Below are 12,171 nucleotides of genomic sequence, written 5' to 3'. Positions count from 1 at the left end.
GGAGTATTTTCAATCTCTACCGCACTGGGGAGAGACCCAGCGGTTTAACTAACCGGAACCGTACGCTGTTCTAGTGGAATCTCAATGCGATCGCCCGGTTTGGGGTCGATCGCCCGGGTGGAAAGCTGGTGCTTTGCCAACAACGAGCGAAAATCTTCAATCGTTCCTTGGGCGCGAATCAGAGACATTAACAGCCCCTCAAATATCACATCCCCTCCGGCAGCTGTGGGTAACATCACTTGGGGTTTCAGCATTTTAGCCAGTTCTAATGCACTTTCTTTCCCTTTAATAATTGACCCCAACAAAGGCAAAGATAAATCAACAATGGGGGCGATCGCCACATCAATTGGACCTTCATTTTTTAGGGTCGGAGAATGAGACCCGTGGGGTTCATAATATAGGCTCGTACCCGTTTCTAAATCCCGGATAATATAGGCATTTTCCACCAAAAAAGGTCCGAGGGGTGAACCGGGAATCGCCTTAATTTCCAATTTATTTCCTAAGTAAAAACTTTCCCCATGCCCTAGAGGGGTAACTTGAGTATAATTCAACTCCTGGACTATCTTAGCCGCATTAACAGAAGCCACAACGGGAATCTGGCGATCGAGTTGTTTTAAGGTAGGTGGATGTGCGTGGTCTTCCAAACCCTGAGACAGTAAAATCAGATCGATATTGTCCGGGATGGAGCGAGGACTGCGGCGATCGCTTTTGAACAACCAAGGCTGGTTTCCAAATACTAATGGACCCACGAGCCACGGGTCAAGTAGGATCCGCTTAGAGGCTAATTCAATCAGCCATGAATTACTGTCTAACCAAGTCAAATACATAATCCGAACAATCTTATCTTATTGATAATGCCTTTCAATATTTTACGTCTTTGTTACAATTGCTTATCAAATTTTTAGGAATTGCCTCGGGTAGGGGCTTGCATCCCATGAGACTGGACGTCCATAAAATTACCCCTTCTTCAACCCTCGCTAGTAGCGCTGAGGGATGAGTTGGGTTAGAGTAGTCAGGGCTGCTCCAGTCTGTATAGCGATCGCCGGTTCTCAGAATCTCAAGAGTCTATCAGCTAAGAGGGGGGGGAAAGATAGAAAATTGACGATCCAAGGCTAGTTAATTATACGTTCTAACCTCTCCGAAGTGGTGCAAACCCTGTAAGGGAACAAACCCCCTATTATCGCCAGAATCCATAGCCCTTTTTTTAGTCGCGATCCCTAGTCGAAAAGATTCGATCCCCGATTCTATTCCGCCTCATTTTTTCTCGCGATCGCCTAGGCGTAAGAACGCTCCTACAGCAATGGGTTCCAGGCAGGGGTCCTGAAAATTTATCCAAATTTAGAACTCAAATCACACCGAGACGGAGTTTTAAATCACAGATTGACTTGATAAAATACCCGATACTTGAGATAATAAAGTTAAAGAAATCATTACGTTTTCACGAGGGGAGAAAATGGTAATTCAGGGAAATTTCTACAAATTGACAATTTCAGAAATTTTTTGTCAAATCTGGCGATCGGGAAAAATTACTTACCTAGAACGCTGGGGGTTAATGAGTGCGCTGCTCAAGGATTCACTAACGGAAGATGAAATGGACGCCATCAACCGTCTACTTCATGCAGTCCGCCGGGGATGGTTACGCGTGGAAGAGTAAACCCGCTTTAGCAAGGGATAATTGTACTCCAAGCCAAGATTATCCAGATCAAGGGTGATTAAACAGTCATCTGGGATCCCTCTAAAAACAAATAAATTTTCGGTTTGCAGCGATTCGTCATTAGAAGGAGAGCAAGATCGGGTTTCTCCAGTGTCTGAGGTATATTTTGGATTTTTTAAAAAACTAGACCCCCCATGATGCGCCAGTAGAGAGACAAGGTTCCTAACTTCATGGCCGATAAAGCCTGGAGCGTCCAAAGCATACCAACTGCCGTATCCCGATCCACTCCTATACTCCCCCGCCCGAAACAGGTCTACTGTTCGGACATTGTTCCCTTTTAATAGTTTCTCGCTCTCCATTCCAGACGTCGTAGATCTAGTGCATTCTCCCCTTTCTCCACAAGTTGAACGCACACCGAGAGATCCAGGGGTCAATCTATGGAATACTCAGCCCCTTTAATCGGCATTTTTAAGCGGCGATCGCCCGATCTCCTTCTCAAGACGACCGATGGAAAGCAACGGCCATTCTTCGGATAGGAGTTGCCCGAGCATTCAATCCCTAGGACAAAAACCGTAGTTTCTGGGCGAAATATATCGCTCATTGCTACAAATTCCCTAAAAAAATGCAATTGCTCTTCCCGCTCCAATATCGACGCTCTCAGAGGCCGATACCTTATGGAGTATAATTTGTGGGGACTTCCCTAAAATTCTGTACAGAAATCAAGTTGTCTTCCCTTACCGGATGAAGAAACTCAAACCCAAAACCCAGTTTGTGCCATTAATTTGTTGTCAACTCCCCCACATTTTGTCAAGAAACTGGGTTGCTAACTGCTATTGAACAGGCATTTTAGGTGCGGGGTTTTCCATTGGGTTGAATCACCCCTTTCAAACTGGCTCCGCGAAGGTTGACATTGACCACATTGGCTTGAGAGAGGTTTGCGCCAGAAAGATTCGCTTTTGTTAAATCTGCATCCATCAAATGAGAACCCATCAGATTTGCCTCACTCAAGTTCGCTTCACTCAGATTCGTTTGAATCAGATATGCGCCACTCAAGTTAGCAAGACTGAGTTCAGCACCACTGAGGTTTGCGCCGGTAAGTAGTTTATGACTCAAGTCAACCCCGGTCAAATTAGCCCCACTAAAGTTAATCCCACTTAATTGCGCATCCTTAAGGCAGACTTCGGTCAAATCCGTCTGGCTCAGGTTGGCTTTGCTGAGATTAGCACCGCAGAGGTTCGCTTCCCGAATATCTGCTCCTGTGAGGTTAGCCCAATTGAGATGAGCTTGACTGAGGTTGGCTTGCTTGAGATTAGCACCCGTGAGGTTGGCATGAGTTAGATCGGCGAGGTTCAAGTTGCTTTGCTTGAGTTTGGCACCACTGAGGTCCGCTTTACGCAGATTAGCTTCAGTTAAATCGGCTTTGTTGAGGCTCGCTAGAGTGAGATCCGCTTCTCGCAGATCCGCAGATTTCAGATTCGTTCCGATTAAGTAGGTTTGATTTAATTTGGCGTTATGGAGGTTGGCTCCGCTTAAATTGGCTCCGCTGACGTCCGCATTGGTGAGATTGGCCCCACTGAGGTCGGCCCCACTGAGATCGGCCCAATTCAGGTGAGTTCCAGCTAAGTTAGCCCCGCTGAGGTTGGCTCCGGTGAGGTTAGCGCCACTCAGGCTGGCTCCGCTTAAATTGGCTCGGCTGAGATTCGCTCCACTCAAGTCGGCTTTAGTGAGGCTGGCTCCACCTAAGTAAACGCCACTGAGGTTGGCTCCCCTTAAGTCGGCTTTGGCAAGGCTCAGGCGATTAAAATCTCGGGTTCCTCCTGCATATTGCTGGAGGAGTTCTTCTTTGGAAAAGCTAAGTTTTGGTGCGCTCAGGAGGTCCGCCGTCATAGCTAAAATACTTTCTTATAATTATTTAATCTTTCTATTAAAATCTTACTCAAAATTACGGAGTCTGGGAAACCGAGTATTTTCTGAAGTATCATTACGTTTTGTAACGGATGCTCTCGGGCTGATGTCCGTGGGTTCAATTCCGCTGAATTTTGATGAGATTGTCTGAATAATTCTGAGAAAAATTTTGTCGCAAAGCCTTGTATAGAAAGGGTTTTACCTGGTATTTTCTCTAAACAAAGAATTTTAGAGACGGCGGAAAAGTGTGTACCCGTCTGGGGGTAGGTTACGTCTAAAAAAAGCATTTAGGTTACGCGCTCATTTTGCTCGCCATCCAAAAACCAGTGATCGCGGACTATTAGGGTATTTTTCTACCTGTTTATAGGCGTTCATTTCCTGGGTTACATTTTCCCGATCAGGAAAATTTTACGAGAATTCGCGGATGACAACGGGGATAATTTATGGTAAGAGGTCAAATCAAGGGACGGGAAGTTAAGGGGGAAATGTCCTAGGGATTTGAACCGAGGGCGGTTCCTGACGGATAATAAACCCTTGAAGCCCAACCCTTGAAAAACTCCAGAGATAAAAATGACTTTAACTCCTTCAACCATGCTGGCACTGGGAACCCCGGCACCAGATTTTAAACTCCCGGATGTGGTGACCAAAAAGACCATCTCCCTGGAAACCTTTCGGGACAAAACCGCACTGGTTGTCATGTTTATCTGCCAACATTGCCCGTTTGTCAAGCACGTTCAAGAAGAACTTGCCAAGATGGGGTCATATTATCACGATCGCGGGGTGGGAATTGTAGCCATTAGTTCTAATTCCGTGGAGACACATCCCCAGGATGCCCCGGAACATCTCAAAGCAATGGCGTTGACGTTAGGATTTTCCTTTCCCTATTGTTACGATGAAACCCAACAAGTGGCGATCGCCTATACTGCCGCTTGCACCCCAGATTTTTTTGTGTTTGATCGCAGTCGCCACTTGGTGTATCGGGGTCAACTCGATGACAGTCGTCCTGGGAATAATCAACCTGTGACGGGAAAAGACTTGCGGGAGGCGATCGATGCGGTATTGGCAGGAGACCCCATCTCCCCAGACCAAAAACCTAGCATTGGCTGCAATATTAAATGGAAACCGGGCCATGAACCGGCCTATTATGGGGCATGGTAGGAACCCATCGCCCCAGGGGAGGAAAACCCCGGTCCTGGCGCGATCGGCTATTTTCTCCTCCTCTTGATATATAGCGGTTCTTGGACTCATGAGGTAAAGGGAATCAGCCCTTGTGCTTGACCCAGCCTCAAAAGTGAGATATGATGTAACCCCAATTATTGAGCCGCCTTGACCCGGACTGCTTAAAAACAAGGGTTCGGGTGCAGACCGGCTAATTACAGTAACATAACCCCTAACAGTTCGCATCACTCCTAGGGTAGAAGCCACAGAACAGGGAAGCCCGTAAATTTAAAGAGAGAACAATCGAATGCGATCGCCAACAGACCCCCTCAAGTTCCGGGTATAACTTGCGATCGCCAGTTTTGATTCTCTTTAAAAATTCGTGGTGAGTGAACCGATCAATATGCATTTAGAAGTATGGCCCGGTAAAGTCTATCCCTTGGGTTCCTACTGGGATGGTAAAGGAACAAATTTTGCTTTATTTAGTGAAAATGCCACGGGAGTAGAACTCTGTTTATTTGACAAAGATGGGAAAGAGCAACGCCTTTCTCTAAACGAAGTTGATAACCATGTTTGGCATGGCTACATCCCTGGAATTTCCCCGGGGCAGCGATATGGATATCGAGTGCATGGGCCATACGACCCCGGTGCAGGTCATCGATTTAACCCCAACAAACTCCTGATTGACCCCTACGCTAAAGCGATTGAAGGAGATGTAATCAATGGGCCCGAACTGTTTTGTTATAACTGGGAATCTCCCGAGGAAGACCTCTCTTTCAGCGAAACTGATAGCGCTCATTTAATCCCGAAATCCATCGTGATTGATGAGTCTTTTGATTGGGAAGGAGACCAACTTTTAAGAACTCCCTTCCATGAAACCATCATTTATGAAACCCACGTTAAAGGATTTACCAAACTTCAACCGAATATCCCCGAAGAAGTGCGCGGAACCTATAGCGGACTAGCGCATCCGGCGGTAATTTCTCACCTGCAAACCTTGGGAATTACGGCGATCGAATTGATGCCGGTTCATCACTTCCTCGCCTATCCTGGACATTTGGCGGATAAAGGACTCAAAAATTATTGGGGTTACGACTCCATTAATTTCTTTGCCCCTTATTCCGGTTATAGTTCCGCGACTGTACCGGGAGAACAAGTGCAGGAATTTAAAGCAATGGTCAAGGCCCTGCATAAAGCCGGAATCGAAGTTATTTTAGATGTGGTGTACAACCACACCGGGGAAGGCAATCACCTCGGTCCCACGGTGTCCATGCGGGGGGTAGATAATGCCTGCTACTATCGCCTCGTCGATGACAATCTCCGGTATTACATGGATTTCACCGGATGCGGCAATTCCCTCAACGTGCGCCATCCGCAAATCCTGAAATTAATTATGGATAGTTTGCGCTATTGGGTGCTAGAAATGCACGTCGATGGGTTCCGATTTGATTTGGCATCGGCCCTAGCGCGGGAACTGTATGACGTCAATAATTTGGGTTCTTTCTTTAATATCATCCATCAGGATCCAGTCCTTTCCGATGTGAAACTGATTGCTGAACCCTGGGATGTGGGTCCCGGCGGCTATCAAGTAGGGAATTTTCCTCTGTTATGGTCCGAGTGGAACGGGCGATATCGGGATACGGTGCGTGACTTCTGGCGGGGAGAGGACCGGACGTTAGGTGAATTTGCTTATCGGTTCACTGGGAGTTCGGATTTATATGAAACCACAGGGCGCAGTCCTTATGCCAGCATCAACTTTATCACGGCTCATGATGGCTTCCCCCTCTACGATTTAGTGAGCTACAACGAGAAGCATAATGAAGCCAATGGGGAAAATAACTGTGATGGGGAGAGTCACAATCGGTCCTGGAATTGTGGCGCAGAAGGAGATACGGATGATCAACAGGTATTGGCCTTGCGAGAACGCCAAAAGCGGAATTTTCTGGTGACCCTGATGCTGTCCCAAGGTATCCCCATGTTATTGGCGGGGGATGAAATGGAACGTAGCCAAGGGGGGAATAATAATGCCTACTGTCAGGATAGTGAAATTTCCTGGCTGAATTGGGAGTTTCCCGAGGAAAAAGCCCAGTTGTTAGATTTCACTCGGCAATTGATTTATTTCCGTCGCAAGCATCCGGTGTTTCAGCGGCGCAAGTGGTTCCAGGGCCGCCCGATTTATGGGAAGACGGTGAATGATATTAGCTGGTTTAATCCTGATGGCAGCGAGATGGAGGATGAGGAGTGGGGTGTAGGGTTTGCCAAGGCGATCGCAGTCTTGTTAAATGGACAGGAAATTCCCCGGCGCAATCGCTATGGTCAGCGAGTCATTGACGAAACGTTCCTCCTGTTCTTTAATGCCCATTGGGAATCCATCGAGTTTAAGTTACCCGAGGGGTTAAACGAACATCAGTGGATTACTGTGATTGATACCAAGGAACCTAGCTTTTTAGAAGATGGACCCATCTATACCGCAGATAAGGCGGTCCCCGTTTTCGGGCAATCGGTGGTCGTGTTAAGGCGTTCTGAGTAGAGACGCCAGGACACTGCGTCGGGACAGTCGCTGAATTGTCCCGACATCCTCTGGGATTAATCTCAGAAATGCTGGATTACTGCTGGATTGAGTTTTGGGGAAAAGAGTGCGTCACGGAAGCCACCGTAACGCACCAAAACACCTGCCTTTTTTAGGGCAAGACAATGTAACAGGATAGTAAGGAATTGTAGATTACCATATTGTCTGCATCCAAAATCACAATTTTTTCAAATCGATTTTAATTTAAGGGAGATCCGGGGAACGGGTAGATGTTAAAAGGCCCAGTTTCTAGTCTCTGGGCTTTAAGAGGGTACTCCAGGACTTGCTTAGACGAGGCCCGAGTCGTAGTTTGTTTGTAAATTTATGTAAAATTGCGTCATGAAGTCATTTAGATAGAACCGATGGATACGACGACTCTCTCATCAACGTTTTTTTTAACCCTACTCATGACAATCGGGTTGTTTTTCTTTATTCGGGCGTCGGTAAAAGACCGAACGGAGGAACTGGAATGGGTAACGGAACAGCCGGAAGAGTCGATTCTGCCTGAGTTACAAGGGTATTTTGATCGCCGCGCTTATCGGGTGAAGGCCGTGGATGGGGAACGCAATCAAGTCACGTTTGAAGGATTTGTCCGTCCCAGTTGGTTTCTGGCGATTTTCTTGACCCTGTTGGCGGCAGTGGGGATGCTGTGTTTGAGCCTAATTTTATCAATGGTCATCCCCCAAGTCGGGAATTTATTTCTGGGATTGATTCTGTTATCTCCAGTCGCCGGGTGGTTTTATTGGCAAAATTCGGGTCGGATTGAACAGGTGTCTCTCCAAGTGACGTCACTGGAGAGTTCCGGGAATAATCCAACCCAAAATAGAATTAAAGTTACGGGTCATCGCGATGAACTGGCCGTACTCAAGCAAACCCTAGGACCTCAGTACAGTCAAGGTTAGAAACCCGGTTGCTTGACTGGATCTCTACTCAAGAAACTGACTCAGTAGGGCTAAAAACCCGGTAACCGCCCGGGTTATTTTAAATCCTGTGACCCTAGAGGGTGATAGGATAGCAGAAATTAGCCCGATGCAAACCCGTGAGCTTGTCATGGAGCTAATTTCAAAAAAGCGTGGTAAGTTTAATCGGTTTGTTTCCTTAATTGACCCCATGAGGTCAAGTCGGATTTTAACGGTTAGTTTTGATCGGCCAAACGCTTTTTCCCCTGTTCCTGGTTAGGAGGACGGGACATTTCGGCAGTGTGATAGCCGGAATTCAGACCGGAACTTTACCCTGACCGTGGCGCAACCGATCGCCCGGGACCCGTTCAGGGTTTAGCACTCGCGGCGATCGCGACCCAACGCAGGTTTCCCTAATCGCCAAGGAAACTGGATGCGCCTGTAAAGATCGCGACTTCTGATGCGGCACTCAAACCGTTTTTTCCCGTGACCAATCAACCGATTGACGGAACATTTGCCGTTACGGGACTCTCTATAACGCCAGTTTTTGCCAAAACTGAGTTAATGCCCCTGTAAATCTGCTAAATTTACTCGGTACGCTGTTCGAGTCTGCTATAAATCGAACCTTCGCACCGAAGGATGATCCGAGGCGATCGCCAGATCAGGACAATCCTGCTCTCGCCGCCGATAAGTCCCTTAACCCTTCAGTTCTTATGACTGACAGAAAAACCCTTTTACCGGACTGATAAAGCCACAGGGGGTATTTCTGCTTTGCTTTCAAAAAACTTTAAGCTTGGGAATAAGAAATGATTTTCTTCTACATATTGAGCACCGAACAATCCTTTTTCTGCCCAGAAGTATCGATCCGTGGTATGCTCGTTTCTCTTAACTAACAACAAAGCCGGTGGCACGATGCCTTCTGCCTTGATGAATTTACGGGCGGCTGTGACTGGCTTATCTTCACCGCTTTCGATACTATACTGAGGCACGTGCTCTAAAATCCTGCGCCCTTCTTGGCGGCGACGGCTCTTACGCTTACGTCTCCTTGCCAAAATCCTTACCTCCTATTTCAGCCGACAGGTGTAGTGATGGTTACAAAAGTCGTGCTGATTATATCCGCTGTAATAAAAAAAATCAATCCCTCTTGCTAAGTTTGTTACAAAACGCCGCATCTCTTATATCATAAGCCTTTTCAGACTTTTTTTGCTCCCCTTTAGAGCGAGGGTGGGGTAAAATTCACAAAACTATAAAGTTTGTTACAAAAATCAATAGAGTAGAGCCGATGGGGGAGATCAGAATTACTCACTGGAGTTGACCCGAGGACAGCGGCGCTCTCGAAGGGGGGTAATTGCCTGTATTCAATTCCTGACGCCCCGGAATTGCCATAAAATTGCCACAGAATTGCCACAGAATTGCCCGAAAATAAAAGAACGTGCAACGGGTTTTCTCAATGGGGCTAAAGTATCTTACCCCAGAAGTAAGCAACCGGACTCAATTTCTGCCAACATGAACATAGAGGGTCCGGTCCTAGGCTTCACCTAGTTAGGATAAACAGGGTACGGGGGGAAAGCGGCGGGCATCGGTGAGCGTTACTGTAAATCGAATAAGGGAAGATGGGAATGGGAGCCAGTTCAGAATTTGTGGCCCTGTGTAAATCACAGGTGGGTTTGCTCTCGAAAGGGCTAGGATCCTCCGTGAGCGTGGTGTATTTGACCGAAGAACTGGCAGAAGACCGAGAAGCCAAGCTGATTCCGATTGTGACTTATCCCGAAAGTGCTGTGGTGTGGGAAGAAAATCCTGCCCGGGCGATCGCCGGTTCAGAGATTGCCACAGAAATCCCAGGGCGTCCTACCCCCGACTTTCCCCCTACGGCAATTCCCGGGGAAACGCCGACAACGGGAACGAATGCCCCCCTGGCTCAAGGGCCCCCCTTAGTGTCGGCTTCCTCCCAAGGACCCGTGACGGTTCATTTAATCGAACCGATCCGATATTTAAACCCAGAAGATGAACCGATCGTCGAGGGGGAGGATTTAGCGCAACACCGACAAATTGTCTTACCCCTGATCCATGAAGAAATCGTTATGGGACTGTTGGTAACCCGCCGAGAGGACCGACCCTGGACCGATCGCGAACGGATGCAGATTGAATGCATCGCCCAAACCATCGCGATCGCCTGCATTTTGGATCGGCGGCAACGGTGGTTAAGTCAGCAACTACGCCAACATCAACGCCTCCAGGCGGAACAACATGATTTACTCGATAACCTCCTGCACCAGGTGCGCAGTCCCCTGACTGCCTTACGCACCTTTGGGAAATTGTTGTTAAAACGCCTGCGGGAACCGGATCCGAACCGAGATATTGCCGGAAGTATTCTGCGGGAGAGCGATCGCGTGCAAGAGTTGCTACAACAGATGAATTTGGCGATCGAACCCGAAGAAATAGAAGCGGTCCCAGATGTGCAAACCGAGGTCCCGTTGGAAACTCCGATGTTGGAGAAGCGATCGCCACAATTGTTACTCCCCGCTTTTGATTTAGAACCCTGCGATATCCGGGCGGTACTGGAACCGTTGCTAATTTCGGCCCTGGCGATCGCCAGCGATCGGCATCTGGAGTTGAGGACCGATATCCCCTCGGAATTGCCTGCGGTTCTCGCTTCTCCCAAAGCCCTGCGGGAAGTATTGAGCAATTTGATTGACAATGCCTTGAAATATACCCCCTCCGGAGGCAAAATTTATGTGAAAGTGGGGGATCAGCGCCCAATGGAGGGGGTAACCTTGATGGCGATCGCCATTAGTGACACGGGTATCGGCATTCCTCCCCAAGACTTAGAACAGTTATTTCAACGGTATTATCGAGGAGTCAAAGCCCAGAGTGATATTCCCGGGACGGGACTAGGATTGGCGATCGCCCGAGAATTGATGACCCAAATGCAAGGGGAAATCGAGGTTTTTAGTCCCACTCCCCCACAATGGCGAGACCCCAATTGGCAAAACCGATCTAGTTTCGATCATTCGGGGACAACCTGTATTGTTTGGCTGAAACTCTCAGAGGGATTTTTCCCTAAATAGTCTCAATCTTTTCATTTACTCTATGACTTTATCTTTCCTCTTTGCGATCGCCTTAGCGATCGTTCATATTTGGGCCAAAAATCTACTCTTTCTGGGTTCAGTCCCGCGTAATTACTGGCTTTCTATGGCGGGGGGTGTATCTGTCGCTTACACATTTATTCACATTTTTCCTGAACTGAGTGAAGGACAAGCCACGGTTGAGGCATCATCCCTCAATGGCTTAGAATTTTTAGAACACCATGTTTATCTCATGTCCCTATTAGGATTTTCTCTATTTTATGGGTTGGAAAAATTAGCAAAGACATCCCGACAGCACCAACTTAAAATCGGGCGAGGACATGGAACGAGCGAGAGAGTTTTTTGGTTACATATTATTTCTTTTGGGCTTTATAATGCCCTCATTGGCTATCTGCTGGCCCATCCCGAAGAAGAAGCGAGTGTTTTGAGTTTATGGCTCTTTTTCATCGCTATGGGGTTACATTTTCTGGTTAATGACTTTGGCTTACGGGAACATCACAAACGGGCTTACAATCATAAGGGGCGCTGGGTATTGGCAACGTCGGTGATTGTCGGATGGGCGATCGGTAGGGTAACGACTATTTCTCATGAGGCGATCGCCCTGCTATTTGCCTTTTTAGCGGGAGGCATTATTCTCAATATTCTTAAGGAAGAACTACCGGAAGAACGAGAAACCCAATTTTGGGCCTTTGCTACGGGTGCAGGGGTTTATTCTGTGCTGTTACTGATCATCTGACACCCAGAAAGGCAATAGGATTGATTGTTGAGCAGAGTATTCCAAACCCTCCAAGGTCTTGGAGTATCTTTTAGGTATTTATTCTGGTTAACTGGAGTTTAGACTAAGCCAGTGACACGAAAGCAATAAAGAGGGGAGCCCGACTTGCATCTAGGCTCCCCTTG

Annotated in this window: 10 protein-coding genes; 6 read left to right on the top strand and 4 right to left on the bottom strand. The window is 47.5% G+C overall.

From position 1 onward, the window contains the following. Positions 1–44: 44 nt before the first annotated feature. Positions 45–827 (bottom strand): MBL fold metallo-hydrolase, encoded by a 783-nt coding sequence (locus NG796_RS21835; RefSeq protein ID WP_261209229.1) that lies wholly within the window; start codon positions 825–827, stop codon positions 45–47. A gap of 626 nt (positions 828–1,453) precedes the next feature. Here NG796_RS21835 and NG796_RS21830 point away from each other — a divergent pair. Further along, entirely contained in the window at positions 1,454–1,654 is a 201-nt protein-coding gene (locus NG796_RS21830) for a hypothetical protein (protein WP_207088410.1), read from the top strand. Positions 1,655–2,500: 846 nt separating this feature from the next. Here the strand turns inward: NG796_RS21830 and NG796_RS21825 are convergent. Next, positions 2,501–3,541, bottom strand: a complete 1,041-nt coding sequence (locus NG796_RS21825) for a pentapeptide repeat-containing protein (RefSeq protein WP_261209226.1) — start codon at positions 3,539–3,541, stop codon at positions 2,501–2,503. Positions 3,542–4,129: 588 nt separating this feature from the next. Between NG796_RS21825 and NG796_RS21820 the strand changes: the two genes are divergently transcribed. The 3 genes from NG796_RS21820 to NG796_RS21810 all read left to right on the top strand — a co-directional run bounded on the left by NG796_RS21820 (position 4,130) and on the right by NG796_RS21810 (position 8,188). Beyond that, the gene (locus NG796_RS21820; protein ID WP_261209225.1) at positions 4,130–4,717 is read left to right on the top strand and encodes a thioredoxin family protein; all 588 of its coding nucleotides are present in this window, start codon (positions 4,130–4,132) and stop codon (positions 4,715–4,717) included. 403 nt (positions 4,718–5,120) lie between these two features. After that, positions 5,121–7,247, top strand: a complete 2,127-nt coding sequence (gene glgX / locus NG796_RS21815) for a glycogen debranching protein GlgX (protein ID WP_261209279.1) — start codon at positions 5,121–5,123, stop codon at positions 7,245–7,247. Positions 7,248–7,648: 401 nt separating this feature from the next. Then, entirely contained in the window at positions 7,649–8,188 is a 540-nt protein-coding gene (locus NG796_RS21810; protein ID WP_261209224.1) for a cofactor assembly of complex C subunit B, read from the top strand. 313 nt (positions 8,189–8,501) lie between these two features. Here NG796_RS21810 and NG796_RS21805 read toward each other — a convergent pair whose 3' ends face one another. Together NG796_RS21805 and NG796_RS21800 are read right to left on the bottom strand one after the other, a co-directional pair. Further along, entirely contained in the window at positions 8,502–8,654 is a 153-nt protein-coding gene (locus NG796_RS21805) for a hypothetical protein (RefSeq protein WP_261209223.1), read from the bottom strand. A gap of 265 nt (positions 8,655–8,919) precedes the next feature. Continuing rightward, on the bottom strand, positions 8,920–9,237 hold the full coding sequence (locus tag NG796_RS21800) for a DUF3155 domain-containing protein (RefSeq protein WP_015150024.1): 318 nt from the start codon (positions 9,235–9,237) through the stop codon (positions 8,920–8,922). A gap of 567 nt (positions 9,238–9,804) precedes the next feature. Here NG796_RS21800 and NG796_RS21795 point away from each other — a divergent pair. Beyond that, positions 9,805–11,253, top strand: coding sequence for a sensor histidine kinase (locus NG796_RS21795; RefSeq protein ID WP_261209222.1), 1,449 nt, complete (start codon positions 9,805–9,807; stop codon positions 11,251–11,253). A gap of 22 nt (positions 11,254–11,275) precedes the next feature. Next, on the top strand, positions 11,276–12,007 hold the full coding sequence (locus NG796_RS21790; RefSeq protein WP_261209221.1) for a hypothetical protein: 732 nt from the start codon (positions 11,276–11,278) through the stop codon (positions 12,005–12,007). Positions 12,008–12,171: the final 164 nt, after the last annotated feature.

It is taken from the genome of Laspinema sp. D2d, assembly GCF_025370755.1.
In the GTDB taxonomy this organism is placed as follows: domain Bacteria; phylum Cyanobacteriota; class Cyanobacteriia; order Cyanobacteriales; family Laspinemataceae; genus Laspinema.
Note: the sequence above shows the minus strand (reverse complement) of the source record. Positions and strands in the feature narration are given on the sequence as shown.

Bases quoted from the DNA above. Each gene is read 5' to 3' on its own strand.
- NG796_RS21835 (WP_261209229.1), bottom strand. From the start codon at position 827: ATGTATTTGACTTGGTTAGACAGTAATTCATGGCTGATTGAATTAGCC.
- NG796_RS21830 (WP_207088410.1), top strand. From the start codon at position 1,454: ATGGTAATTCAGGGAAATTTCTACAAATTGACAATTTCAGAAATTTTT.
- NG796_RS21825 (WP_261209226.1), bottom strand. From the start codon at position 3,541: ATGACGGCGGACCTCCTGAGCGCACCAAAACTTAGCTTTTCCAAAGAA.
- NG796_RS21820 (WP_261209225.1), top strand. From the start codon at position 4,130: ATGACTTTAACTCCTTCAACCATGCTGGCACTGGGAACCCCGGCACCA.
- glgX (WP_261209279.1), top strand. From the start codon at position 5,121: ATGCATTTAGAAGTATGGCCCGGTAAAGTCTATCCCTTGGGTTCCTAC.
- NG796_RS21810 (WP_261209224.1), top strand. From the start codon at position 7,649: ATGGATACGACGACTCTCTCATCAACGTTTTTTTTAACCCTACTCATG.
- NG796_RS21795 (WP_261209222.1), top strand. From the start codon at position 9,805: ATGGGAGCCAGTTCAGAATTTGTGGCCCTGTGTAAATCACAGGTGGGT.
- NG796_RS21790 (WP_261209221.1), top strand. From the start codon at position 11,276: ATGACTTTATCTTTCCTCTTTGCGATCGCCTTAGCGATCGTTCATATT.